Origin of the sequence: Paenibacillus sp. RU5M (assembly GCF_900221055.1) — a bacterium.
In the GTDB taxonomy this organism is placed as follows: Bacteria; Bacillota; Bacilli; order Paenibacillales; family Paenibacillaceae; genus Paenibacillus; species Paenibacillus marchantiae.
Genome location: NZ_OBQM01000009.1, coordinates 37,655 through 63,017, shown reverse-complemented (window position 1 = coordinate 63,017; position 25,363 = coordinate 37,655). Strand labels below are relative to the sequence as shown.

General features: G+C 45.7%; 18 protein-coding genes and 2 tRNA genes. 16 read left to right on the top strand and 4 right to left on the bottom strand.

Annotation, left to right across the window (positions count from 1 at the left end):
• Positions 1 to 60 precede the first annotated feature (60 nt).
• A complete protein-coding gene (gene asnB, locus CRO25_RS23330; protein ID WP_063566706.1) occupies positions 61 to 1,905 on the bottom strand; it encodes an asparagine synthase (glutamine-hydrolyzing) in 1,845 nt (614 codons plus the stop codon).
• Positions 1,906 to 2,099: 194 nt separating this feature from the next.
• Between asnB and CRO25_RS23325 the strand changes: the two genes are divergently transcribed.
• From CRO25_RS23325 to CRO25_RS34005, 3 genes are all read left to right on the top strand, one after another.
• Positions 2,100 to 2,399 carry a hypothetical protein gene (locus tag CRO25_RS23325; RefSeq protein WP_063566707.1) on the top strand — a complete coding sequence of 100 codons (300 nt, stop codon included), beginning with the start codon at positions 2,100 to 2,102 and terminating at the stop codon, positions 2,397 to 2,399.
• Between the two features lie 25 nt (positions 2,400 to 2,424).
• Complete coding sequence (locus tag CRO25_RS23320; protein WP_063566708.1) at positions 2,425 to 2,781, top strand: hypothetical protein; 357 nt, start codon at positions 2,425 to 2,427, stop codon at positions 2,779 to 2,781.
• A 91-nt stretch (positions 2,782 to 2,872) separates the two neighbouring features.
• Complete coding sequence (locus CRO25_RS34005; protein ID WP_256336669.1) at positions 2,873 to 3,001, top strand: hypothetical protein; 129 nt, start codon at positions 2,873 to 2,875, stop codon at positions 2,999 to 3,001.
• 78 nt (positions 3,002 to 3,079) lie between these two features.
• Here the strand turns inward: CRO25_RS34005 and CRO25_RS23315 are convergent, their stop codons facing one another.
• Positions 3,080 to 3,373 (bottom strand): DUF4870 domain-containing protein, encoded by a 294-nt coding sequence (locus CRO25_RS23315; RefSeq protein WP_063566709.1) that lies wholly within the window; start codon positions 3,371 to 3,373, stop codon positions 3,080 to 3,082.
• Positions 3,374 to 3,652: 279 nt separating this feature from the next.
• Between CRO25_RS23315 and CRO25_RS23310 the strand changes: the two genes are divergently transcribed.
• The 3 genes from CRO25_RS23310 to CRO25_RS23300 all read left to right on the top strand — a co-directional run bounded on the left by CRO25_RS23310 (position 3,653) and on the right by CRO25_RS23300 (position 9,589).
• Positions 3,653 to 3,726 (top strand) — tRNA-Arg (locus CRO25_RS23310).
• 158 nt (positions 3,727 to 3,884) lie between these two features.
• Positions 3,885 to 4,679: a class I SAM-dependent methyltransferase gene (locus tag CRO25_RS23305; protein ID WP_244552226.1), complete on the top strand. Its 795-nt coding sequence runs from the start codon at positions 3,885 to 3,887 to the stop codon at positions 4,677 to 4,679.
• Positions 4,680 to 5,062: 383 nt separating this feature from the next.
• Positions 5,063 to 9,589, top strand: coding sequence for a S8 family serine peptidase (locus tag CRO25_RS23300; RefSeq protein WP_079696605.1), 4,527 nt, complete (start codon positions 5,063 to 5,065; stop codon positions 9,587 to 9,589).
• A 90-nt stretch (positions 9,590 to 9,679) separates the two neighbouring features.
• On the opposite strand, the gene CRO25_RS23295 is transcribed toward CRO25_RS23300, so the two are convergent.
• Positions 9,680 to 10,915: an MFS transporter gene (locus CRO25_RS23295; protein WP_079696604.1), complete on the bottom strand. Its 1,236-nt coding sequence runs from the start codon at positions 10,913 to 10,915 to the stop codon at positions 9,680 to 9,682.
• A 295-nt stretch (positions 10,916 to 11,210) separates the two neighbouring features.
• Positions 11,211 to 11,284 (bottom strand) — tRNA-Arg (locus CRO25_RS23290).
• Between the two features lie 325 nt (positions 11,285 to 11,609).
• On the opposite strand from CRO25_RS23290, the gene CRO25_RS23285 reads away from it, so the two are divergent.
• From CRO25_RS23285 to hemA, 10 genes are all read left to right on the top strand, one after another.
• On the top strand, positions 11,610 to 12,452 hold the full coding sequence (locus CRO25_RS23285) for a hypothetical protein (protein ID WP_063566739.1): 843 nt from the start codon (positions 11,610 to 11,612) through the stop codon (positions 12,450 to 12,452).
• A gap of 135 nt (positions 12,453 to 12,587) precedes the next feature.
• On the top strand, positions 12,588 to 13,928 hold the full coding sequence (gene tig, locus CRO25_RS23280) for a trigger factor (RefSeq protein ID WP_063566712.1): 1,341 nt from the start codon (positions 12,588 to 12,590) through the stop codon (positions 13,926 to 13,928).
• Positions 13,929 to 14,305: 377 nt separating this feature from the next.
• The gene (gene clpP, locus CRO25_RS23275; RefSeq protein WP_024633993.1) at positions 14,306 to 14,896 is read left to right on the top strand and encodes an ATP-dependent Clp endopeptidase proteolytic subunit ClpP; all 591 of its coding nucleotides are present in this window, start codon (positions 14,306 to 14,308) and stop codon (positions 14,894 to 14,896) included.
• Between the two features lie 12 nt (positions 14,897 to 14,908).
• A complete protein-coding gene (gene clpX, locus CRO25_RS23270; protein ID WP_063566713.1) occupies positions 14,909 to 16,162 on the top strand; it encodes an ATP-dependent protease ATP-binding subunit ClpX in 1,254 nt (417 codons plus the stop codon).
• Positions 16,163 to 16,285: 123 nt separating this feature from the next.
• A complete protein-coding gene (ispG, locus tag CRO25_RS23265; RefSeq protein WP_063566714.1) occupies positions 16,286 to 17,383 on the top strand; it encodes a flavodoxin-dependent (E)-4-hydroxy-3-methylbut-2-enyl-diphosphate synthase in 1,098 nt (365 codons plus the stop codon).
• 169 nt (positions 17,384 to 17,552) lie between these two features.
• Complete coding sequence (gene lonB / locus CRO25_RS23260) at positions 17,553 to 19,307, top strand: ATP-dependent protease LonB (protein ID WP_063566715.1); 1,755 nt, start codon at positions 17,553 to 17,555, stop codon at positions 19,305 to 19,307.
• Positions 19,308 to 19,393: 86 nt separating this feature from the next.
• Complete coding sequence (gene lon / locus CRO25_RS23255; RefSeq protein ID WP_079696603.1) at positions 19,394 to 21,733, top strand: endopeptidase La; 2,340 nt, start codon at positions 19,394 to 19,396, stop codon at positions 21,731 to 21,733.
• Between the two features lie 155 nt (positions 21,734 to 21,888).
• Positions 21,889 to 22,542 (top strand): ribosome biogenesis GTP-binding protein YihA/YsxC, encoded by a 654-nt coding sequence (gene yihA, locus CRO25_RS23250; protein WP_063566717.1) that lies wholly within the window; start codon positions 21,889 to 21,891, stop codon positions 22,540 to 22,542.
• A 266-nt stretch (positions 22,543 to 22,808) separates the two neighbouring features.
• A complete protein-coding gene (locus tag CRO25_RS23245; RefSeq protein WP_063566718.1) occupies positions 22,809 to 23,399 on the top strand; it encodes a hypothetical protein in 591 nt (196 codons plus the stop codon).
• A gap of 570 nt (positions 23,400 to 23,969) precedes the next feature.
• Complete coding sequence (hemA, locus tag CRO25_RS23240; RefSeq protein ID WP_063566719.1) at positions 23,970 to 25,358, top strand: glutamyl-tRNA reductase; 1,389 nt, start codon at positions 23,970 to 23,972, stop codon at positions 25,356 to 25,358.
• Positions 25,359 to 25,363: the final 5 nt, after the last annotated feature.

Here is a 25,363-nt window from a genome sequence, read left to right as displayed (position 1 = left end):
GATGAACAGCTATTATGCTGCTCATCAGCACCCCTTTTAAGAATGAAAAGATAGCTTTTTTTATCGAATGGCCACTTTGTACGTACGCAACCACGAGTTGATCTGTGTCAGATATGCAAATAGCTGTGGACCCGACATTAACTGTCCAAACCAGGGCAGGTTCGATGAAGCATCCGGTGAAGAGGCCAATTTACGAATTTGAGCTTTGTCGATTAAAGGCAAGATCGGTGAGCTTGCGTCATCCAGAATATCAAGCACCTGCTGTTTAACGGCAGCAAGATACTGCGGATTATGTGTTTTCGGATAAGGACTCTTTTTCCGGTACAACACATCGTCAGGCAGTACACCTTCCAGCGCTTTACGCAGAATGCCTTTTTCCCGTCCGCCTGTCATTTTCATGTCCCAAGGCACGTTAAATACATATTGAATCAAACGGTGATCACAGTAAGGTACCCGAACCTCAAGGCCCGCTCCCATACTCATCCGATCTTTCCGATCCAGTAGTGTAGGCATGAAGCGGGTGATGTTCAGATAGGACATTACTCGCATTTGGGCTGCTTTACCGGTCTCCCCATCGAGTAAAGGTACTTCAGCCACAGCATCCGAGTAGCGGTCCGCGAGATAGTCGAGTGGCCTGATCCATTCCCGAATGTCCGGGGATAATAATCCTGCTCGCATATCAGGCGCAACAGACCATGGGAATGTACCGGAGTTGAGCATCTCTTCCCGGTGGAACCAAGGATAACCGCCAAATACTTCATCCGCTGCTTCGCCCGAAATGGCAACGGTGGCTCCTTTTTTGATTTCTTTACAGAACAGATAGAGAGAGGAATCTACATCCGCCATACCCGGCAAATCACGCACAAGCATCGCCTGGGTCAGTGCGTGAACCAACTCGCCATTTTCAATCTCAATCCAGTGATGATCTGTCTTCAGTTCATCCACCATACGCTTAATCCAGGGTCCATCTGCACCAGGCTGGAAGGAATGGGCCTGAAAATGCTTTGCATTATCCACATAGTCAACAGAATACGTGCTGACCTGGCCTTGACCTGTACGGTTATAATAATCTACCGCTAACGCAGATAGAGCGCTTGAATCCAGTCCCCCCGACAAAAGAGAGCAGACCGGAACGTCAGAAGCTAATTGGCGTTCTAATGTATCCTGCAACAGTCTGCGTACTTCGGCAGCTGTCTCTTCCAAATTATGTTCGTGATTCTGACTTTCCAGCTTCCAGTAAGCATAGGTTTTAATACCGTTTCGGTTGTAGATAAGCGCATGCGCAGGTTTGAGCTCGTTAAGGGAGGAGTATACGCCGTGTCCAGGTGTCCGGGCAGGACCGACAATAAATACTTCTGCCAAACCTTCAGGGCCTACTGCAGCTTCTACATCCGGGTGGATGAGCAGTGATTTCGGTTCTGAGCCAAATACGAGTGCATCCTTTGCATGACTGTAGAACAGGGGTTTGACACCCAACCGATCACGGGCGATAAAAACCTGTTCACGTCCGCCATCCCATATGGCAAAAGCAAAAATTCCGTTAAACCGGTCAACGCAGGCCGGACCCCACTCAATATAAGAGGCGAGCAGCACTTCCGTATCACATTGTGTGCGGAAATGGTGTCCGCGCTGGAGCAATTCCTTTTTCAACTCGGGTGCATTGTATAGTTCTCCGTTATACACGACGGTATAGGAGGTGTCTCCCTGTAACGCATGCATGGGCTGTGCCCCGTTCTCCGGGTCCATAACGCTGAGACGCCGATGTCCGAACGCACAAGGATTGGAGATCCATGTACCTGAAGCGTCGGGCCCCCGGTTCGACAAGCTGTCCGTCATCCGGACCAGCAGCTCTGATTCCTGGGTCAAATCCCGATTCCACTGTATGAAGCCGGTTATACCGCACATGGTTTGTTCATCCTTTCTTAGTCGAGTCATTCATCCGTATGGCTGCTTAGTTGCTAACAGCCAGCAAATGTTGTCTTTTTCGTCAGAAGTCGTAACAAATATATGCCGAAAGCAGGCATAAAATGTCTGTCCTCTTCGGAAACTATATCTAGGGACAACGGCCTCAACATGCCTGTGAAGGAGAGAACTTGCAAATGGACAGTATGACCTATTATGTATCTGTCATGGGGCGCTCCGTTATTCCGGACCCGCACGTAACGTCGTATGAATGGGTGATCCAGGCGACGCCTCAGGAGGCGGAACAATTACTGGGACTGCTTAATCTGATGCAGGAAAAAGAGGAAGAGGCCTTTCCAGGAATGGTATTCCCTTGGCCGGATACGCCGGAGGAGTCTGTAAACCGCGCATATGAAGCTGTGTTACAGCAGGTGTATCGGGAGATTTACCGTTTGGGAACACCAGAGACCCGATACCAGATCGAACAAAGTACATGAAATGGACAAAGGAGCGCGATAACAAATGTATGCCATTCAGGATGCCAAAATACGCAGATTAACCGAAGTGGATGGATTGTCTTGTGCAGAAGTTGAGGTACAGCCTGGAAATACGGGTGATCCGTCTTTGCTTGTATACGTTGCGGCTACCCAGCCAGGGAATTCGCTTGAAGTCGTTCGAATTGTACGCAATCATTCGGATGCAGTCCTGGATTGGTACAATAACAATATGCACAACGCGTTTGAAGATGCCACGGAAACGGCGTTTGAGAACAGTGAAGGCATTACAGCAGGAGAAGATAAAGCCCGGTTTCAGAGTGAGTTACTTGCTTTTGGATTACTGGGACCGACGCTTCAGCGTTATTTGGTGGGGCAAGGTTAAGGTGGGCGTTCCAACAAATGCCGATAGCTGCAAAGGATAAGCGGAATTACCCGGAGCCATACTATATGCAAGTTCCGGGGAGGTGATAGCAGTGGCTTCCAAGTTCAAGAAAAACAAAGGGAACCTTTATGCGCATCATACCGAGTTTGCCGAGGAAGTGCTCGCCATTAACAGCAAGCGTCCTGCCCAGAGAAATCCGTGGCGTCAGGGAAACAAGTAACCGGAATGCAGAAACCCGCCCTTCTTTCGAAAGGCGGGTTTTTGAATGTTTATTTTAACTTCGTTGTGGAGCTTGTGGTTAGGCATATTCACGCAGTACTTGAATACCTTTGACGATATTGTACACAAAACTTAATGCATAAATGACAAAGAACAGAATTACGAATCCGACAGCGGAACCTAGACTGTGGGCGGTAACGAAGAAATAAAGTAGCGGGATTGCCGCAAGAAACGGGAATATATGTGAGAGTAAGGCTCGTTTAGCATGTCCCTCAATATAGTTGTCTTTAGCTACAATCCAAATAATGATGGGAAACAGGAACGGGGCGAAGAAGATACTAAAATAGGATAATGCTGATAAAAGTTGTCTCATAGCGGTTTCTCTCCTTTATTTGGTTCAGTTGAATGTATGTATGCAAATGATTACCCAGCAAGTCTCATCCTGAATATGTCTGCCCATTTTAAATGCAACTGAGCTTAATATCCTCAATATTGCCTGCTTAAAGCATTCATATTCTGTATCTGTGTTGAGTATGAAAATAATACGTTCAAGTCATGTGGAATGATGCAATTAATTTTTTTATAAAACTATTGAAAAATATAGAAATGAGAGTATAATAGGAATCGCGCGGTATTTTTATTATACATATTTGTCTCAGTAGCTCAGCAGGATAGAGCAACGGCCTTCTAAGCCGTCGGTCGGGGGTTCGAATCCCTCCTGGGACGTTAGAAAAAAGCTTCCTTCGGGAAGCTTTTTTGCGTACAAGGGATGAGAACCCCGAAGTTAGGAGGTTGGTAATTATTTATAGGTGTAAACTATCAAGTGTATAGAATTTATATATTTAATTAATAAACCATCCTGTGACACAATGAAGATATCAATCATGAAAGCGATGGTGGTATCCATGCAATCGATTAATCAATGGCAAGCGGATGAGTATGACAACAAACTGGCTTTTGTATCGGGTTATGGTAAAAGTTTAATCTCATGGCTTCAACCTCAAAAAGGGGAGTATATCCTTGATTTGGGATGCGGGACAGGGGATTTGACGTACGAAATTACTGCAGCGCAGGCTGATGTAGTCGGCATGGATGCATCACCCGACATGATTCGTCGTGCAAGAGAGAAGTTTCCCAATATCGAGTTCATGGAGGGGGACGGACATCAGTTTGAGACGAACAAGCTCTATGATGCCGTCTTTTCCAATGCAGCTCTACATTGGATGCGAAGTCCGCGACTTGTAGTGGATAGTATATGGAAGTCTTTGAAGCCTGGGGGACGTTTTGTAGCGGAGTTCGGTGGCAAAGGCAATGTACAGATCATTGTAGATGCATTAGAGGAAGTGTTTGAACGACACACTGGCATTCCTGGATCAGAGCGCAACCCTTGGTATTTCCCGACGATCGGGCAATATAGCAACATTTTGGAACAATGCGGGTTTTTGGTGCGACAGGCCTACCACTATGACCGTCCTACTAGACTGGCGGATGGTGAACAGGGTATAGAGGGCTGGTTGGCTCATTTTGGAGGGGACTATTTTGATGGTTTGAGTCAGGAACAAATTCAGGAAATCTGTCGTGAAACGAACCAAATCGTTGTGCCGAAGCTCTGGAAAGAAGATGCAATCTATGCCGATTATAAGCGTCTTCGAATTGAAGCAGTGAAGCCGGGAAGTTAAATAAACAAAATATGTATCTTTGTTAAATGAATTAATAGAATGTTTTTCATGAAATCCATCGATCACAATTAGGCTAGGAATCTCTTTCAGAATGAAGAGGCTCTTGGCCTTTTTTCCTATGCTGTATTTAAAATTTGAAATATTCAATCGACAAATAAATACAATTTCACGCTTTTCTCTTACTCAAGAACCATATAAGTAATTTTGATATCATATTTGTAATTATTTAGAAGGAAAATGTGTTATTTTAGTAGAATAATTTACCAAGGGTCAATCTTCTTGCAGATAGGGCGGTGAGTTGTTCACAGGTATTGCAGTACTTGTCATAGCAGGACCCAAGCGATTGGTGAGGTACTTTCATATTGAGAAGGAGGGGCATAGTCTTGAATAAACGATTGATATCCATATTGTTAAGTATCCTAATGACTTTTTCTATCATCATGCCAGCGGCCGGAGCCGCTCCTGTAGGTGTTCAGCTTGAGAACTCGCTAAGCAAGGGCGAAGCCACACAATGGAGAGAGATTCTTGCCCAGCGGGAAGGAAAGCTTGCAGCAGATCCATTTTTGGACAAGAGCCTAGAAGGTCTTGGGGGAGAGAAAACAAGAGTAATTGTTGAGCTCTCCAATAAACCAGTTGCTGTTGCGCAAGGCGAATCTACCCTCTCAGGAAAATCTTTTACCTCCTCTATGGAAACAAAGGCTGTGACTCAAGTCGAGCAACAACAACAGTCATTTGTACATAGCCTCACTCAGAATAAAATCAAACACGAAGTATTGGAAAATTACGCATATGCCCTGAATGGTGTAGCCATTGAACTTAAGGGTAACCAATTGGGACAGTTGCTTCGCATACCGGGTGTTGTCAGTGTATACCCTGACCTTGAAATTACCGTATCCCCGGAAACAGATGAAGTGAATCCTTATATGAAAGATACCGCACCATTTATTGGCGCCCCTGAAGTATGGAATCTGGGATACAAAGGAAAAGGTGTCAAAGTTGGTGTTATTGATACAGGAATCGATTATGAGCATCCTAATTTGCAAGACGCCTACAAAGGTGGATGGGATTTCGTAGGAAATGACAATGATCCTTACGAAACAACACATGAAGAATGGAAAGTGTCTGGGGCACCTGAGTTTAATGCCAATGGAAGCGCCTATTACACATCCCACGGTACTCACGTAGCCGGTACCATTGCTGCTCGAGAAGCAGGGGACTACGGCATTGTCGGCGTTGCACCCGAAGCTGATATCTATGCCTATCGTGTTCTTGGACCCTATGGTAGTGGACAAACCTCATGGGTATTAGGGGGAATCGATCGTTCCGTTGCCGATGGTATGGATGTAATCAATCTCTCGTTGGGTAACGCTGCCAATGATCCAAGTTACATTACTTCGGTTGCTCTTAACAATGCCACGCTGTCTGGCGTGACTGCAGTTGTAGCAAGTGGTAATGATGGCCCGAATCGTTATACATTAGGTTCTCCAGGAGCATCGGCTATGGCAATCACTGTAGGTAACTCCACAGGGCCTAGCCAAAGCATTACAGCCAACACTCATTTCTGGATTGGTGAGGAAGGTAAAGGTACACTTCCAGAAGAACAGCCTGTCCCTGAAGTTGAGCCATCTCCTGAACTGGGAACAGCACCGGGGACGGAAACTCCTGAAGTTCCGGCTCAAGGTGAACCATCAACAACACCGGAAGGTGCAACAGGCGAAGAAGCTTCATCAACAAACGAAGCGGCATTGTCTGGAACAGCGTCTGCTGATGTTACAGCTCTAGATGTGGAAGCCAGCCAATCCGAAGAGGGTGTTCAGCCAGCCTCGCCTTCGGCACCAGTCGAAACCTCTCCAGAGGTTGCACCTGTGAAAGAAGAGCCTGCGATTGCTCCAACTGAAACGGAGCAAAATCCATTGGCTGTTACTGAGTCGGTGTACCGACTTGATGTAATGGGCTGGAGCCTCTCAGCAGATCCGGAAGCTGTTTTGACGAATCAATATGATCTTTTATTCGCAGGGTTGGGTAAACCGACCGACTTTGAAGGCAAGGATTTTACAGGCAAAGTGGCTTTTGTACAGCGCGGTGAGCTGGCATTTGTAGAGAAAGTAGCCAATGCCAAAGCTGCTGGTGCAGTTGCTATTATCGTATATAACAATATTCCAGGCCCGATCGGGGTGAGTTTGGGAGATAATTTTGAACTTATTCCAACCTTGAGCATGTCGAAGGAAGATGGAGAAAGTATCAAGGCTGAGCTGGATGCCGGTCAAAGCGTTGAAGTGAGCTTTAGTGACTTCGTTAAAGGTCAAACGGCTGGCGATGAAATGAATCCATCCAGCTCCCGCGGACCAGCCAAGGTGACTCTGGATATCAAACCGGATATAGTTGCACCGGGTACCAGTATTCTGTCTACTGTTCCTGCCTATGGCAAGGACGAACCTGGAGCTGATTATTCACAGGCTTACGATCGTAAATCAGGTACAAGTATGGCCACACCTCATGTTGCCGGACTGGTTGCCCTGTTGATTGAGAAGCACAGTGACTGGACACCATTTGATATTAAAGTTGCACTCATGAACAATGGTAAAGTGCTCGACACGACAAAATACGATGTGTTTGATCAAGGTGCAGGTCGTATTCAAGCGGTGAAAACGATTGATCCTGCTGCATTTGTTAAAGTATTGGATGTAACGAAATACACAGAGAATGGCGTGGCTGTCGAGAAACCAAATGTTACAGGTAGTGTGAATTTTGGTAACTTCCTCAGCACGGACGAAAAAACCGTCAGCAAAACGATCAAAGTGGAGTCGCTGAATGGCAGCGGTGGAAACTACACTGTAAGCGTGAATCCAACTCGTACAATTCCTGGTGTATCCGTTGCGGTGGATAAGAGCTCTTTTACACTGAATGGTGAGGAAGAGTTACAGGTTACTATTACAGTTCCAAAAGGTGTTACTGCGGTAACAGAAGCGCAAGGCTACCTTCAGTTGTCTAATGGAACGGACACATTTAGTGTTCCATATGTCGCACATTTCAACCTTACATTGGCAGGCGTTAAATACATTGAGACTGTGAAAGGTACAGAGAAGAACCCGTTCCATTATCCATTGAAGCCTGATGGTACGCTGGATACACTCAATGTAGCTATGGAATTCTACAATCCAATGAATTTTGCCCTTATTGAGATCTTCGATGGCCTTAACCCGGATGGGGGCTATTATGGAGATGGATATATTGGATCTATTTTTGGAAACTACTATAGTTTCGCTGCCAACACAAGATATACTCTGGCTTGGGATGGACAGTATGCAGACTACACTACCGACGAGGTAACGACTATTCCAGATGGTCTTTACACGGTTGATATCACTGCAATCGGTGTTGATGGAAAAACGTATATCGAAGATACTTCTCCATTTTTGGTGAAAAAAGCAGCTCCGGTTGTAACAGCACCAGAAAATCTGGAAGTGGTGCAGGCGGACAAAGAAGCTTTGACAGGTAATGTTGATGATCTTTATATCGTAGCCGCTCCAGCGCTTAAAAGTGGATGGGATACTGAACTTAATGTAACAGCTTCATTGAAGGCTGGTTACACTGTGAAAGATACAACGAATAAGAAGATTACGGAAGGTGCCTTTGAAGTTGAAACAGACGGCTCATTCACTCTTAGACTCGGCAAGTTGTTAGCTGGGGAGTACATTGTGGAAATGTCTGTTGAAGACTTGCAAGGTTTGATAGGAACAGCGACTACATCACTTCTGGTGAAAAAAAATCCTGATCCGGAAGTTCCTAATCCTGGTACACCATCACCGGGCTCTGGTTCAGGGTCTTCAGGCGGATCTAGTTCTTCCAATTCTTCCCCATCACCTGCACCTACGCCTACAATTAAAGGTGACGCATCTGTATCCGAAAAGAAAAACGCTGACGGAACTACACAGGCTACAGCAGCGATTTCCGAAGCGGTAATTAATACACAGTTGCAGGATGATAAGAAGGAAATCAAGCTGGATTTATCAAGCGTTGAGTTTGACAAATATAGTCTAGTAGATCTGACAATCAGCAAGGCTATTGCTGATAAAATTCAAGCCTCAGGTAAAAATCTGATTATTGAGGGCAAAACGTTCAATGTGACTATACCTGCTGCTTCTTTGACGGATTACGTCACAGATAGAGGATTCAGCTTGAAGTTGCAAGTTGCAGAAGGCAAGGATAACAAACAAAACGAGAACATTGTTTCTCAAATTGTATCTATTGATCTTGATGCAGACAAATTCAAGCACAATATTGGGCTTACTTTGAAATATGATGTGAACTCTGTAAAAGACGTACGTAAAGTTATTGCTTATCATCAAACAACAAAAGATGCTTGGCAGCCTGCGTCTTTGTCCAATGTGTCTCAAAAAGGGCAATTGGAATTCAATGTAACACAACCAGGTTCTTATGTTGTTGTAGAGAATGCTGTAACTTTTGGAGACATCAACAGCCACTGGGCTAAAGATGAAATCGAAGTTATAGCCTCTCAACAAATTGCTAAGGGTATTAGTGCTAGCACATTCTCACCGAATAGTACCATTACTCATGCAGAATTTGCGACGTTGCTTGATCGTATTTTCGGAACGGGAATCGATTGGGAAACACGTAGTAAAGAAGCGAGTGCACAGGACCAATTGACACGCGAAAATATGGTTTTGATGATTGCCGATGCTTTGGAAATAAAACAAGGAGTAACATCCATTGGTTTCAAGGATGAAGATCAAATTTCAGATGGAGCGAAATCAGCTGTTCATTTTGCTGTAGAGAATGGTTTGGTAAAAGGTATGTCTGGCAACAAGTTTGCTCCAAAAGCTACATCAACTCGTGCTCAAGTATCTGTCGTTCTGTACCGTCTACTTGAATATCTGGATAAGCTTTAATAACTATTCTAATCACAGTGTGAGTTTAGCAAAAAAAGACCTTTCCATTGGGAAAGGTCTCTTTGCTTATATAATGGAAGCTCCAATTCATCATGAACTAATCAAACGATTGGCACTTGCTTTCAATCCCATGAAAAGTAACAGAACAGCAAGTGTAACTTGCAAAAGCAATGGAAGAGTCCATCCTTGTGTCCAATCATGAAGCACACCGAACAGCAACGGTCCGACGGCTGCCAGCATATACCCAAAGGATTGAGCCATACCCGAAAGTCCCGCAGCCTGTCTTGCATCGGATGTACGCAGTACAAAAAACATGGTTACAAGTCCGAACGAAGCCCCGGCTCCAACGCCAGCCAAAGCAACACCGACGGTAACGAGAGAGGAAATACCACTTAAAAGGAATACATAGCCCAGAATCAGACATGAACCTGTAATTGCTGTCAGCCAACGTTGATCTTTCATTCGTCCAGCCAGAATGGGGACGATGAACGTTACCGGAACACTAACCATTTGCATCAAAGACAACATCCAACCGGCTGAAGAGGAACTGAAACCCTGATCAGATAGAACCTCTGGCAGCCAGGTAATTGTAGTGTAAAAAATTAAAGATTGCAGTCCCATGAACAATGTGACATACCAGGCTAAGGGAGATGTAATAAGACGAACGGGCTTCGCTTCCGTTCTCGAAGCCACGTAAACTTCGCCGCGACGTCCAGAACGGACGTGAGGCAGCCAGAGAATCAGGGCTAGAATGGACAGTATAGCCCACATGCCCAGTGAAGCATGCCAACCCATGGAGGTTAAGCCTGCCGTGGGAACGCTGATTCCTGAGGCGATAGCGCCCCATATATTCATGGACACGGAATAGAGGCCGGTAACGAGACCCACTCGCAATGGGAAATCCCTTTTGATCAGACTGGGCAGCAATACGTTGCTCAGGGCAATACCACATCCAAGGATTGCTGTTCCTGTAAAAAGAACGGGAACAGAGGGCATAAACCGGAGGGATACGCCTATGGTCACAAGAATTATGGCAGTTAACAGAGCGGTTTCTAGTCCGAATCTTCGCGCCAATTGTGGAGCGAACGGAGAGATTGCCGCGAAGGCAAGCAAAGGAAGAGAGGTAAGCAAGCCTGCCAATGTATGACTTATTCCTGTATCTGTACGAATCAGTTCCACAATCGGACCTGTTGCCGTAATAGGTGAACGCATTGTTGCAGCGATAACGATAATGCCTGCCAGCAAGAGTCCAAGTTTCATGGATGCTGACGATGAATTATCGACTGCAGAATGGTCAGGTGAGTTTTGATGTAAAGAGGATGGCATGGTAAATCTCCTATAGTTTATTTGTCTAATATGTATACTTTGATACATACATATACATAAACAATCATAACATCCCGTGTCAACATCAGCCGATTAACGTATTCAATCATCCCCAGAACGCAAAAAAAAAGCTTCCCGAAGGAAACTTTTCTTTAATTACGTCCCAGGAGGGATACTCTCCTTGCAGTCGAGACTGCGAAGTAATCCTACCGAAGCTTATGCTCCGACGAACCATTGGGGTTCTCATCCCCAGAACGCAAAAAAAAAGCTTCCCGAAGGAAACTTTTTTTAATTACGTCCCAGGAGGGATTCGAACCCCCGACCGACGCCTTAGAAGGGCGTTGCTCTATCCAGCTGAGCTACTGAGACATGAAATTTTTCAAGCAAAATTGATTTTATCATAAATAATGATGAATATCAAACATTTTATTATAATATATTTTTCGTATATGATATTTGGCGGCAGTAACGTTTTTTTCATTATAATTAAGGTTATGTTAGAATATCAGAAGAACTCAAAAAATAGATCGACTTTCGTTTTATATACATCTATTTATGGTTGATTGCGACTGGAGATTCAGGATACAGAGGAGGTGCTCCTATTAAGGAATCCACGACCCCGGAAACCGAGCACAGTAACAATATTGTGCTGTTTCCTAAGACGCTGGACTATTACCAGATTCAATTGACGGTTATGCTAGAAAATGAACGATATGGTGAAGCGATGGACCTGCTTCGCTTTTTGCTGCAATGCCAAGGGCAGGAAGAACGGCATTACGACGAATGGCGAGCCTTGCTCGAATGGCTTGAAGCTGCGTTTCCTCATTACGGGGAAGATTTACCCGAGGTTCGTGAAGAGCGTGAGGAAGAGGAAATTAGTGAAGAGGACATGGCACGCCAACATGCCCGATCCAAGCTTGAGCAGGATGATGGCTATGCGGATAAACTTCTTCGTACCGTAATGGAGGAGCCTTTATCTGAACAAACAATGCTGGCGCTGGAGCAGCTTGCTTATCTCGATCGGCCAGAAATTGATGATTCGCTTATCGGTTGGCTCAAAGACAAGACGCTGCATCCTTTACTTCAGTTCCGCGTGCTTCAGACATTACGTCGCCGAGGTGTTCAAGGCATTATTGCGTTTACTCGTGGGGAAGAACCAGTTGAAGTGGAGATTGATACCGTTCCGCTTAGACCTGAGGATTTCCCGATTCAGATCGTTCAGATTCTTGAAAGAGTGGCAGATCAGACGGAGGTTCATGAACCTACGCTCTTTTATTTTGCACAAGAACTGTGGATTCAATATGTCATGGCCGTGTACGGAACCCGTGATTACATGTCCATGCTGGAAGAAAATGATTCCATGACAGATATATGGGGAGCTGCTCTACATATGACCGTTGCAGACAGTCTGGGCGGTTCGCATGACGAGGAAGATACTCGCTCAATGTATGCTGTGACAGGGGCGATGCGCTTTCGTCTGGAGCAAGCATATCGATCAATGAAGCAGTTTGTTTCTGCCGGTTTGGATGGTCAATAGGACCCGGAAACGTTTTCCTCAAACCGTATCAAGGGATTCCCCTTGAAAAAGAATCTAATCTTGTTTATACTAAAATGGTTATTTTGTACGTGATTGCCTACGTGAACATGCGAATTTTGGAGGGGAAAGTATACAATGAAAGCAACTTGGGAAAAGATAGAGAAGAACCTTGGGGTTCTTGAGGTTGAAGTGGGTGCAGATCGTGTAACTGCAGCACTCGACAAAGCTTTTAATAAAGTAGTTAAACAAGCAAATGTACCTGGATTCCGTAAAGGTAAAGTTCCACGTTCGATCTTTGAAGCTCGTTTCGGTGTAGAAAGCCTGTATCAAGAAGCAATTGATATTTTGCTTCCTGAAGCTTACACAGAAGCAATCGACCAAACGGATATCTTCCCGGTTGATCGTCCTGACGTAGATGTCGAGCAATTCGCTAAAGGACAAGTATTCAAGTTCAAAGCGAAAGTAACAGTTAAACCTGAAGTTACACTGGGTGACTACAAAGGCGTTGAAGTTGCTGTAGCCAAACATGAAGTAACGGATGTAGAAGTGACTGAAGAGCTCGAGCGTCTTCAACAACGTCACGCAGAACTCGTTGTTATCGACGAAGGTTCCGCACAAAACGGCGACGTTGCTGTAATCGACTTTGACGGTTCCGTTGATGGTGTACCGTTCGAAGGTGGACAAGCTGAGGGGTATTCCCTGGAACTTGGTTCCAACACATTCATCCCAGGATTTGAAGAGCAGGTTGTGGGTCTTTCCACAGGCGACTTCAAAGACGTTGAAGTAACTTTCCCTGAGAGCTACCATGCAGCTGAACTGGCTGGCAAAAAAGCGGTATTTAAAGTGAAAGTACATGAAATCAAACGTAAACAACTTCCTGAACTGGATGACGAGTTTGCAAAAGATGTTAGCGAATTCGATACGCTTGAAGAGTACAAAGCTGATCTGAAAACGCAATTGGAATCCCGCAAAGCAGATGAAGCCAAAGCAGCTCAAGAAAATGCTGTTGTAGAAAAAGTGGCTGAAAATGCTGAAGTGGATATTCCTGCTGCGATGGTTGAGAGCGAAGTACAAAACATGATGCGTGATTTCGACAACCGTCTGCGCAACCAAGGTATGAACCTGGAAATGTTCCTGAGCTTCTCTGGTCAAACACAAGCTGACCTGAGAGGACAAATGCAGGAAGATGCTTCCAAACGTGTTCGCAACAACTTGGTTCTTGAAGCCGTTGGTAAAGCGGAAAACATCGAAGTGTCTGACGAAGAAGTTAACCAAGAACTCGAAAAAATGGCTGAGTCTTACAAGCGTCCTGCTGAAGAGATTCGTGGCATTCTCGAGGGTAATGGTTCCCTGGACAGCCTTCGTGACGAAGTGAAACTGCGTAAAACGATCGATGTTCTCGTTGAGAACAGCAAAGTCGTTGAAGCTGTTGAAGCTCCAGCTGAAGAAGTTGCTGCAGAAGCTGACGAAAAATAAGACAAGCTGTTACGTAATGAACAGCTGAATAAACGATAAGGCACGTGAATCATTGCGTGCCTTATTTTTAAATTATGGCATCCATTTTATAGAGGATTCAGTAATAATATGGATGGAATTCGTTGTGGCATTGGTTATGCACAATCAACGTCCTATGGTTCTCCTGCAAATAAAAAAAAGGTGAAACGGCATAGGATTGCTCCGATTTGCACATACATAGAAAACATGGTTAAATATGATCAGGCAAAAAAGTAAACTTACTCCGTCTTTACACCACTTGTGAAAAATGACATTGTCACAGGAACGTGTTAGAATGAATTTGGGTTTGCTTTACAGGTAGCCTATGTCTAATTACATGTAGAAAAGAGGTTGGTCTCATGAGTCTGGTGCCAATGGTTGTTGAACAAACCAATCGAGGCGAGCGGTCTTACGATATATATTCGCGTTTGCTGAAGGATCGCATTATCTTTTTAACCAGTGCGATTGATGACGATGTAGCCAATCTTGTCATAGCGCAGCTTTTGTTTTTGGCAGCCGACGATCCTGAGAAGGATATAAGTTTGTACATTAATTCACCTGGTGGTTCTGTCACCGCAGGGATGGGTATATACGATACGATGCAATATATCAAGCCGGATGTATCGACCATTTGCGTAGGTATGGCAGCAAGCATGGGCTCGTTATTGCTGACAGCCGGAGCTCCTGGTAAACGATATGCGCTGACTAACAGCGAAGTGATGATTCATCAGCCGCTTGGCGGCGTTCAAGGACAGGCTGCGGATATCAAAATTCACGCAGAATGGATTATTAAAACACGTCAGAAACTGAATCAAATATACGTCGATCGTACAGGTCAACCCCTTGAGAAAATCGAGCGGGACACAGACCGTGACTTTTTCATGAGTGCTGAAGAAGCCAAAACGTACGGCATTATTGACCAGGTGCTCAGCAGACCGATCAATTCCTAAAGGGGTGGTTTCATGTTTAAATTTAACGATGAGAAAGGGCAGTTGAAATGCTCTTTTTGCGGTAAATCTCAGGAACAGGTGCGCAAGCTGGTCGCTGGACCGGGCGTTTACATTTGTGATGAATGTATCGAACTGTGCACTGAAATCGTAGAGGAAGAGCTCGGTCATGACGAAGAACTGGACCTCAAAGATATTCCAAAACCGAAAGAAATCCGCGACATTCTTGACCAGTACGTCATTGGTCAGGATCAGGCGAAGAAATCTTTGTCTGTAGCGGTTTACAATCACTATAAACGGATCAACACACAAAGTAAGATTGAGGATGTTGAATTGCAAAAAAGTAACATTTTGCTGTTAGGACCTACGGGTTCTGGTAAAACGTTGCTTGCGCAAACGATGGCCAAAATCCTTAATGTTCCTTTTGCTATTGCTGATGCAACTTCATTGACGGAAGCAGGTTATGTCGGCGAAGATGTAGAGAACATTCTGCTCAAGCTGATTCAAGCTGCTGATTATGATGTGGAAAAAGCAGAGCGCGGCATTATTTATATCGATGAAATTGATAAAGTAGCGCGTAAATCCGAGAACCCATCCATTACTCGTGATGTATCGGGTGAAGGTGTTCAACAAGCGCTCTTGAAAATCCTGGAAGGAACTGTAGCTTCTGTACCACCACAAGGTGGTCGTAAGCATCCACATCAGGAATTCATCCAGATTGATACCACCAACATCTTGTTCATTTGTGGCGGTGCCTTTGATGGTCTCGAGCAAATGATTAAACGCCGGATCGGTAAAAAAGTCATCGGCTTTAATACCGTTGCGGAACAAAAAGATCTTAAACCAGGTGAATATCTGGGTATGGTATTGCCGGAAGACTTGCTGAAATTCGGTCTGATTCCGGAATTTGTAGGCCGTTTGCCAGTTATCTCCACTTTGGAGCCGCTGGACGAAGACACATTGGTACGGATTCTTTCCGAGCCAAAAAATGCGCTTACGAAACAGTACCAAAAACTGCTTGAGCTGGATAATGTGAATCTGGTGTTCGAACCAGGAGCATTGCTGGCGATTGCGAAGGAAGCCATTAAACGTAACACGGGTGCACGTGGACTACGTGCAATCATCGAGGGCATTATGCTTGAGATTATGTACGAAGTGCCTTCCCGTGATGATGTTACGAACTGTGTCATTACCGAAGAGGTCGTTGAGAAGAGAGTCGTGCCTGAACTGAGCCAATCCAAGGACGACAAGCAGGAAGAAAGTGCCTAACTAAAGGCGAATATTCCGTTTCAACACTGAAATATAGACTTGTCAGTTCTCCACTCCTGGCAGAAGGCGAATTCATGTCTCTGTCAGGGTGGAGCTTTGACGTTGTGGGGAGAGAAATCACTCATGTTTTTAAGACAAGATACACGACCCGTAAAAGTGGGTAACTTAACGATTGGTGGCAGCAACGAAGTCATCATCCAGAGCATGTGTACAACGAAAACGGCAGACGTTGAGGCAACCGTGGCAGAGATTTTGCGTTTGGAAGAAGCAGGCTGCCAAGTGGTGCGTGTAACGGTGAACAATGAGGAAGCTGCAGCAGCCATCAAGGAAATCAAAAAACGGATTAATATTCCGCTCGTAGCGGATATCCATTTTAATTATAAACTGGCGCTCCTTGCGATTGAGAATGGCATCGATAAAGTACGGATTAATCCCGGCAATATCGGTAAACGTTCCAAAGTAGAGGAAGTCGTCAAAGCTTGTAAAGAGAAGGGTATTCCGATTCGGATCGGGGTAAACGCAGGTTCTCTGGAGAACCATTTGCTCGAAAAATATGGTTATCCAACAGCTGATGCTATGGTAGAAAGTGCACTTTATCACATTGGCATTCTAGAAGAATTGGATTTTCACGATATTATCGTGTCTCTCAAAGCATCGGATGTGCCGATGGCGATTGAGGCTTATTCCAAAGCGGCTGAGATCATCAAGTATCCGTTGCATTTGGGCATTACCGAGGCGGGTACATTGTTCTCTGGTACAATCAAAAGTTCTGCCGGTATGGGTGCCTTGTTATCCATGGGCATTGGTTCGACGATGCGGATATCGCTTAGTGCGGACCCGGTTGAAGAGATTAAGGTTGCTCGTGACCTGCTCAAAACCTTTGGTCTGATTTCAAATGCAGCTACGCTGATTTCCTGTCCTACCTGTGGCCGTTTGGATATCGATCTGTTCTCCATTGCGAATGAAGTGGAAGAGTATATCTCCAAACTTAAGGTGCCGATCAAAGTATCGGTGCTGGGTTGTGCTGTTAACGGTCCGGGTGAAGCCAAGGAAGCGGATATCGGTATTGCCGGTGCACGCGGAGAAGGCTTGTTATTCCGTCATGGTAAAATGATCCGTAAAGTGCCAGAAGAGATCATGGTTGAGGAATTGAAAAAAGAGATCGACAAAATCGTGGAGTCTTATGAAGCGACAGGCGTTATTCCTGGCCGCTCGCACTGATTGATTTATATATCGTTTTGTAACAGTCCGTCAGCATTGACGGGCTGTTTTTTGTTCTCAAACATACAATTTCCTGATCACCCGTTTACGTCTCGGTGAAAAGGCTATACTACCAAGTATTAGCATGATCTCGTATGAGAATAGGGATAGAACAGGAGGATGTTGAGACATGGAATTTGGTATGGTCATAATGATGATTCAGTTATTTTTTGGTGTGGTGATCGGTTTGTATTTCTGGAATTTACTTCGAGGGCAGAAAACGAATCGCGGTGCGGTGGAGCGTGAATCCCGCAAGGAACTGGAGAAGCTGCGGAAGTTGCGCTCCATTTCACTCACCAAGCCCCTATCAGAGAAGACACGTCCGGCAACCATTAATGACATTGTAGGGCAAAAAGACGGACTTCGCGCCCTTAAAGCCGCGCTATGCAGTGCTAATCCACAGCATGTCATTATATATGGACCTCCAGGGGTAGGTAAAACAGCTGCTGCAAGGGTGGTTTTGGAAGAAGCCAAAAAGAATCCGTCATCTCCCTTCAAGGCCGATGCCAAATTCACGGAACTTGACGCCACGACGGCGCGTTTTGATGAACGAGGTATTGCTGACCCTTTGATTGGTTCAGTGCATGATCCGATCTATCAGGGAGCAGGAGCGATGGGCGTAGCAGGCATTCCACAGCCGAAACCCGGTGCCGTTACCAAAGCGCATGGAGGGATGCTTTTTATTGATGAGATCGGTGAACTGCATTCCATTCAGATGAATAAACTGCTGAAAGTATTGGAGGACCGCAAGGTGTTTTTGGAAAGTGCGTACTATAACTCGGAAGACACGCATACTCCTGCTTATATCCACGATATTTTTCAAAATGGTCTGCCAGCCGATTTTCGTCTTGTCGGAGCGACGACTCGATCGTCCCATGAACTGCCTCCAGCCTTGCGCTCGCGGTGCATGGAGGTCTATTTCCGTCCATTGCTGCCGGAAGAAATCGGGCAAATTGCGGAAGACGCTGTACAGAAAATCGGATTCAGTCCATGTCCAGAGGCAGTTGATGTGGTTAAGCGCTATGCAACCAATGGCCGTGAAGCGGTCAATATCATTCAACTCGCTGCTGGGCTGGCTTTGACTGAAAAACGTGAAACGCTGCAGGCGTCGGATGTGGAATGGGTCGCTGGCAGCAGCCAGATTCAGCCCCGGCCAGATCGCAAGGTGCCTATGCGGCCACAGATCGGTTTTGTGAATGGCTTGGCCGTATATGGACCGAATATGGGCACCATTCTGGAGATCGAAGTATCCGCTGTTCCGACTCTTCGAGATCAGGGACGAATTAACATCACGGGAGTTGTGGATGAAGAAGAGATTGGAGGCGGTTCGCGCACACTCCGGCGAAAAAGCATGGCTAGAGGCTCGGTTGAAAATGTGATAACCGTATTAAAGGCCATGGGCATTCGTCCTAACGACTATGATTTACACGTCAACTTCCCAGGTGGAACGCCAATTGATGGCCCATCTGCGGGGATTGCCATGGCGACAGCCATTACATCAGCCATCCAGGGGCGTCCGATTGACCATGAGACAGCGATGACTGGCGAGATCAGTATTCATGGCCGGGTAAAACCGATCGGTGGTGTACTCGCCAAAGTGGAGGCTGCATTCCAGGCGGGCGCCAAAACGGTCATTATTCCGGCAGAGAACTGGCAGTCCATCTTTGAAAATCTGGATGGCTTACGAGTTATCCCGGTCGATACCGTTGAAGACGTATTCCGAGAAGTATTTGACTGGGTGCCTAATGAGGAGCAAGCCAAACAAATCAACCTTGCGGAGGAGACAGCAACACCTGCACCGGAGATTTTCCCGCCGGCATCCGCATCCTATTTACGTGCTGACTTGCCCCGTCCAGGACAGGTTACAGATTCGGGAAGCTGCTAAGCGCTTCCCTTCATTGGTTTTTTATGTGAACATTTGATAGAATAATGAATGACTACAACCTGAGAGCCATTGGAGGTGCGAAAGCGATGGGACCGAGCAAAGCGAAAGGTCGTCGTTTTCCTTTACTGCCTTTAAGAGGACTTCTCGTCTACCCGAGTATGGTACTGCATCTCGATGTGGGCCGGGAGAAATCGGTCAAGGCTTTAGAAAAAGCGATGGTAGAAGAACATTTGATTCTCCTATGTTCCCAAGCCGAGGTAAATATTGAAGAACCAACACAAGAGGATATTTTCAGAATCGGAACGGTTGCCAAGGTCAGACAGATGCTGAAGCTTCCAAACGGGACGATTCGTGTACTTGTGGAAGGCTTGGAACGGGCTGAAATCATTGAATATACGGACAACGAGGAATACTATGAGGTTCTGGCACAAGAGCTTCCTGAAGAGGAGAACAGTCATCCGGAAACAGATGCGCTGATGCGTACAGTTCTGAACCAGTTCGAAAATTATATTAATCTGTCCAAAAAGGTTACACCTGAGACACTTGCGGCTGTGTCTGATATTGAAGAACCAGGTCGCTTGGCCGATGTCATCACCAGTCACCTGTCTTTGAAGATCAAGGACAAACAGGAGATTTTGGAGACCATCGACGTTCGTGAACGGCTGGAGAAGTTGCTGGACATCCTGAACAATGAGCGGGAAGTACTGGAGCTTGAACGCAAAATCAGCCAGCGCGTGAAGAAACAGATGGAGAAAACCCAGAAAGAGTACTATCTGCGTGAGCAGATGAAGGCGATTCAAAAAGAGCTGGGTGAGAAAGAAGGCCGTGCCGGGGAGGTTGAGGAACTCCGAAATCAAATGGAGGCTCTTGGCTTGCCGGACAAGGTGAAGGAAAAGGTTGAGAAAGAAATTGATCGGCTGGAGAAAATGCCATCAAGTTCTGCCGAAGGTGGCGTTATCCGCAACTATGTGGATTGGCTGCTGGGACTGCCTTGGACGCAGCTGACAGCTGACAATCTGGATATTCAAAAGGCTGAAGATGTGTTAAATGCAGATCACTACGGTTTGGAAAAACCGAAAGAACGTGTGCTTGAATATCTGGCTGTTCAGAAGCTGGTGAAAAAGCTTAAAGGACCGATCCTCTGTCTGGTTGGACCTCCAGGGGTCGGGAAAACGTCGCTTGCCCGCTCTATCGCCAGATCCCTTGGACGTGAATTCGTCAGAATATCGTTGGGTGGCGTGCGAGATGAAGCAGAAATTCGCGGTCATCGACGTACCTATGTGGGTGCAATGCCAGGCCGTATCATTCAGGGCATGAAGACAGCGGGTTCACTCAATCCGGTGTTCTTGCTGGACGAGATCGACAAAATGGCTTCAGACTTCCGCGGAGACCCTTCCGCAGCGTTGCTCGAAGTACTTGATCCTGAACAGAACAACACATTCAGTGACCACTTTGTAGAGTTGCCGTTTGACTTATCTAACGTTATGTTTATTACAACTGCCAACACAGTGCATAACATTCCACGTCCGCTTCTGGACCGGATGGAGATGCTCAATATTCCGGGGTATACCGAGCTGGAGAAGCTGCAAATTGCCAAAAACTATTTGCTGCCGAAACAGAAACAGGATCATGGTCTGGAAGAAGATCAGCTGAATATTGGGGATGACAGCATGTTGCGTGTCATTCGTGAATATACACGAGAGTCCGGCGTGCGGAATCTGGAACAGCAGATGGCTTCGTTGTGTCGGAAAGCGGCCAAAAACATCGTGTCTGGTGTGGAAGGTCAGATTAACATTACACCAGATGAAGTGAAGGATTACCTTGGTCCGGGTAAATTCCGCTACGGTATGGCCGAACTGGAAGATCAGATTGGTACTGTGACGGGACTGGCGTGGACTGAAGTGGGTGGAGATACCCTCGTGATCGAGGTTACCGTTGTACCTGGTACAGGCAAGCTGACGCTGACAGGTAAACTGGGCGATGTCATGAAGGAATCGGCTCAGGCGGCATTCAGCTACACCCGATCCAAAGCTGCACAGCTTGGCATTCCGTCTGACTTCCATGAGAAGAACGATATCCATATCCACGTTCCGGAAGGAGCCATTCCGAAGGATGGACCATCCGCAGGAATTACAATGGCGACTGCGTTGATCTCTGCTCTAACGAACAAACATGTCTCCAAAGATATTGCCATGACCGGCGAAATAACGCTGCGTGGCCGTGTGTTGCCAATCGGCGGACTTAAGGAAAAATCACTGGCGGCCCACCGCGCCGGTTACAAAAAAATATTATTGCCCAAGGATAACGAACGGGACCTGCGGGATATTCCGGACAGCATCAAAGAAGATGTGGAATTTGTTCCTGTAGCCCATATGGATCAGGTGCTGCAACATGCGCTTGTGGAACAGGCAGGAATACACCTGTAGCCCGTTAAACGAGGGATCGTATGAAGAGTAAACCGTTCTGCGGAAGCTTTGGCGTCCGCTGGAACGGTTTTTTTGGTATGATAGAACAATCCATGGCATAATACCAACAGCAGCTCTAATTAAGAGCACAGGATTCAAGAGAGGACAGATACATTATGAAAGTAAATCAATCCGAATTTATTATCAGTGCCGTTCGGCCTGAACAATACCCCGAGGACGGCCTGCCCGAGATTGCCTTGGCGGGACGATCCAATGTAGGGAAATCATCTTTGATCAACCGTTTGATTAATCGTAAAAACTTGGCACGGACGAGTTCTACCCCTGGTAAGACACAGCAACTGAACTATTATAAGATCAATCAGGATCTCTACTTCGTCGATTTCCCTGGATATGGCTACGCTAAAGTTTCCAAAGAGCAACGCTTTGCCTGGGGCAAAATGATGGAGAAGTACTTGTTGGGACGCGAGGAATTGAAACTGGTCATGCAGATGGTGGATATGAGACATGAACCGTCCAAGGATGACATGATGATGAATGAGTGGCTCCGCCATCATGGCTTGCCTCTGGTAGTGGTTGCGACGAAGATGGACAAGATTCCAAAAACACGTAGAGCCAAACATATTAAAGTCATCAAGGAAGCTTTGGATCTTCGCCCGGGTGATCTGTTTGTACCGTTTTCATCGGAAGAAGGTTTAGGAAAAGAAGAATTATGGGAGATCATTACCCGCTTTGCCGGAATCGGTCAAGCTTCAGCGGAAGAAGAGTCACAGGCTGAGGAAAATCACGCAGACCACGAAATTAACGGATAACCGGGGATTACGCCATTTTGATGCAGGAAAGCGAGCAACTGGGGTGGATCTTTGATGCAATCAAGGATTAATCCATATTTTATGGATTTTCGTGAACATTCATTGTTTTATTTTGGGGCGAAATAGCTATACGGTAGTGTATAATGAGTATAGGTGCATTTGCGCCAACAGTACCAAAGTAGCGGCCTTGCCGACCTGAAGAATTTTGAGATCACTGCCACATGTGCAGGAAGACAAAACAATCGGGAAAGAATTGAGGAGATTTTATGGCTCAGCGATTAGCCACAGAGTATGTTAAAGCCACTTTGAAATTGTCAGAACCCCAGATGCATCAGTTTTTACGCATGACAGAAGATGGCCGGATTCATCAACGAGTGAAGGTGATGGAGAATGGCTGCCAGGAAATTGTGCTCGTAGATGTGAGTGGAGAAGAAGTTCATTTCCCTTTTGATCGTAGGGAAGGGTTTTACATCTGTGAGTTATCTTGCCGCCTGGTAAACCATTATCTGACGAACGTAGTCCGGAAGCTCTTTATGACCTTTAAGGGTGATGGCGTTGTTCATCGCATTTATGAGGAGTTTACCATGACGTATGTTTATACGCAGGGCGTTGTCCGTAAAATTGTGGAGCAGATCGGCGAGAATACCCGTGTCATCTACGAATACAAAAATACGTTGCTTGAATTGCAGCGTGTGTTTCAGGCTCGAGATATTGAACGCGAGATAAACCGGTTATACGCCGAGGTTGATTCGTTACTTGATACAAGAATGGATGCTTCTACTTCTGATCAACTCCAGCAGATTGATAAAAAGCTTGCGCGCCACCAGAAACGGCTGTTTGAGCTTGAAGCCTACTGACCCAAAAGAGTGAATTATACAAGTATTTAACTAACCATCCCCTAATGCTCTGATCTGGTACATTCCAGGTAGAAGCGAAAGGGGATTTCTTGATTTCGGGAGTTTGATGGATACGAATCTTTTATTTTTTGATCTTCCTAAAGGGGTTGCATTCCCTTTGGATAGATGTTATTTTTAATCTCATTGAAATGAAAAGAATAAAGGAACCAAGTACGCAAAGAAACGTGATTGAATAACGACAGCATGAATAATTTTCACATATCGGGATGGAACGAAGATCATCCCAAACCTGAATAGTCATGGAGCCATCCATGGCTATTTGTTTTATATGGGATTTTCATGAATCTTTATCATTAAAACAAGTATTTAACGCATAACGGTGAAGATTGGTGAGACACTACAATAAATGACAATGCATAAGATGATTTACATGGGGATTTCATAAACATTTCATAAAAATGGCCCGGTCATACTATGGATGTGTGATATAATTAACCATGTCAATCATAAATGGATGAACATATGTAGAAAACACTTTGATTGGAAATTTATTAGGCAGGTGAACTTGCAATGCACATCGTTGTCGTTGGTTTGAATTATCGCACGGCGCCTGTAGAGGTTAGGGAACGATTCACATTTGCAGAAAAGGACTTGTCTGAAGCGCTGCAGCAGCTCAAGCTGACCAAGAGTGTATTGGAAGGTGTAATCGTAGCCACATGTAACCGTACCGAGTTGTATGTTGTGGTAGACCGTCTTCACATGTGTGGTTATTTTATTCGGACGTTCATGGAACAATGGTTTAATGTTCCGCGGGAAGAATTTACGCAACACTTATATATATATGAAGATGATCAAGCCATGCGCCATTTGTTCCGTGTCATTTGTGGGCTGGATTCCATGGTTATTGGTGAGACTCAGATTCTTGGACAGGTGAAACAGGCTTTCTTCAAAGCACAGGAAGAGAAAGCTACTGGGACCTGGTTTAACATGCTGTTCAAACAGGCTGTTACATTGGGCAAACGGGCACATTCGGAGACTTCGATCGGAGAGAGTGCGGTATCTGTTAGTTATGCTGCTGTAGAACTAGGCAAGCGTATCTTTGGTATGTTCACGGATAAGAAGGTGCTGATTCTGGGTGCCGGCAAAATGAGTGAACTTACAGTAAAACATCTGTATACCAATGGAGCCTCCGAAGTCATTGTGGCGAATCGGACACTTGCGCGAGCTGAGGAATTGGCAGCGAAGTTTCGGGGGACCCCTTGTACGATGGAACAGGCACTAGAGCGACTGAACGAGGTTGATATTGTCATTAGTTCGACGGGGGCCGAAAGATATGTACTGGATGCCACTGTGGTTCGAGAGAGCATGAAGCGTCGTCAATCGCGTCCACTGTTCCTGATTGATATTGCTGTTCCGCGGGATATCGATCCGGCGATCGGCGAGTTATCCAATGTATTCCTTTATGATATTGATGATTTGGAAGGAATCGTGGAGAGCAATCTGGAGATGCGTAAGGTGGAAGCTGCCAAGATCGAGAAAATGATTGAACTTGAGATGGAAGATTATTATCAATGGCTCAAAACCTTGGGCGTTCGTCCTGTCATTCGGGCATTGCAGGAAAAAGGTGCTTCCATTCATGAAGAAACGATGGATAGTCTGTTTAATAAATTGCCTGAACTGGATGAACATCAGCGTAAAGTTATCCGCCGTCTGACGAAAAGCATCGTGAATCAAATGACGACAGATCCGATTAACCGGATTAAGGAAATGGCTGGTACCAAGCATGGTGATGAAGCGCTGCGCATGTTTACTCAGATCTTTGCTCTGGAGGATGCCGTAGAGGGGGCCGCTGAGAAAGTAAATCAGAGCGATGCCACGGCTCTGCGCAAACCGGATGCCGTTCATCTTAACGATTCCCGGCAAGACCCCGTGCCGGCTTATGCTCCGGCAGGCGTATAAGGCGG

Bases quoted from the DNA above. Each gene is read 5' to 3' on its own strand.
- CRO25_RS23305 (WP_244552226.1), top strand. From the start codon at position 3,885: ATGAAAGCGATGGTGGTATCCATGCAATCGATTAATCAATGGCAAGCG.
- CRO25_RS23320 (WP_063566708.1), top strand. From the start codon at position 2,425: ATGTATGCCATTCAGGATGCCAAAATACGCAGATTAACCGAAGTGGAT.
- lon (WP_079696603.1), top strand. From the start codon at position 19,394: ATGGGACCGAGCAAAGCGAAAGGTCGTCGTTTTCCTTTACTGCCTTTA.
- CRO25_RS23315 (WP_063566709.1), bottom strand. From the start codon at position 3,373: ATGAGACAACTTTTATCAGCATTATCCTATTTTAGTATCTTCTTCGCC.
- clpP (WP_024633993.1), top strand. From the start codon at position 14,306: ATGAGTCTGGTGCCAATGGTTGTTGAACAAACCAATCGAGGCGAGCGG.
- tig (WP_063566712.1), top strand. From the start codon at position 12,588: ATGAAAGCAACTTGGGAAAAGATAGAGAAGAACCTTGGGGTTCTTGAG.
- CRO25_RS23245 (WP_063566718.1), top strand. From the start codon at position 22,809: ATGGCTCAGCGATTAGCCACAGAGTATGTTAAAGCCACTTTGAAATTG.
- CRO25_RS23295 (WP_079696604.1), bottom strand. From the start codon at position 10,915: ATGCCATCCTCTTTACATCAAAACTCACCTGACCATTCTGCAGTCGAT.
- asnB (WP_063566706.1), bottom strand. From the start codon at position 1,905: ATGTGCGGTATAACCGGCTTCATACAGTGGAATCGGGATTTGACCCAG.
- yihA (WP_063566717.1), top strand. From the start codon at position 21,889: ATGAAAGTAAATCAATCCGAATTTATTATCAGTGCCGTTCGGCCTGAA.
- lonB (WP_063566715.1), top strand. From the start codon at position 17,553: ATGGAATTTGGTATGGTCATAATGATGATTCAGTTATTTTTTGGTGTG.
- ispG (WP_063566714.1), top strand. From the start codon at position 16,286: ATGTTTTTAAGACAAGATACACGACCCGTAAAAGTGGGTAACTTAACG.
- clpX (WP_063566713.1), top strand. From the start codon at position 14,909: ATGTTTAAATTTAACGATGAGAAAGGGCAGTTGAAATGCTCTTTTTGC.
- CRO25_RS23285 (WP_063566739.1), top strand. From the start codon at position 11,610: ATGCTAGAAAATGAACGATATGGTGAAGCGATGGACCTGCTTCGCTTT.
- hemA (WP_063566719.1), top strand. From the start codon at position 23,970: ATGCACATCGTTGTCGTTGGTTTGAATTATCGCACGGCGCCTGTAGAG.
- CRO25_RS23325 (WP_063566707.1), top strand. From the start codon at position 2,100: ATGGACAGTATGACCTATTATGTATCTGTCATGGGGCGCTCCGTTATT.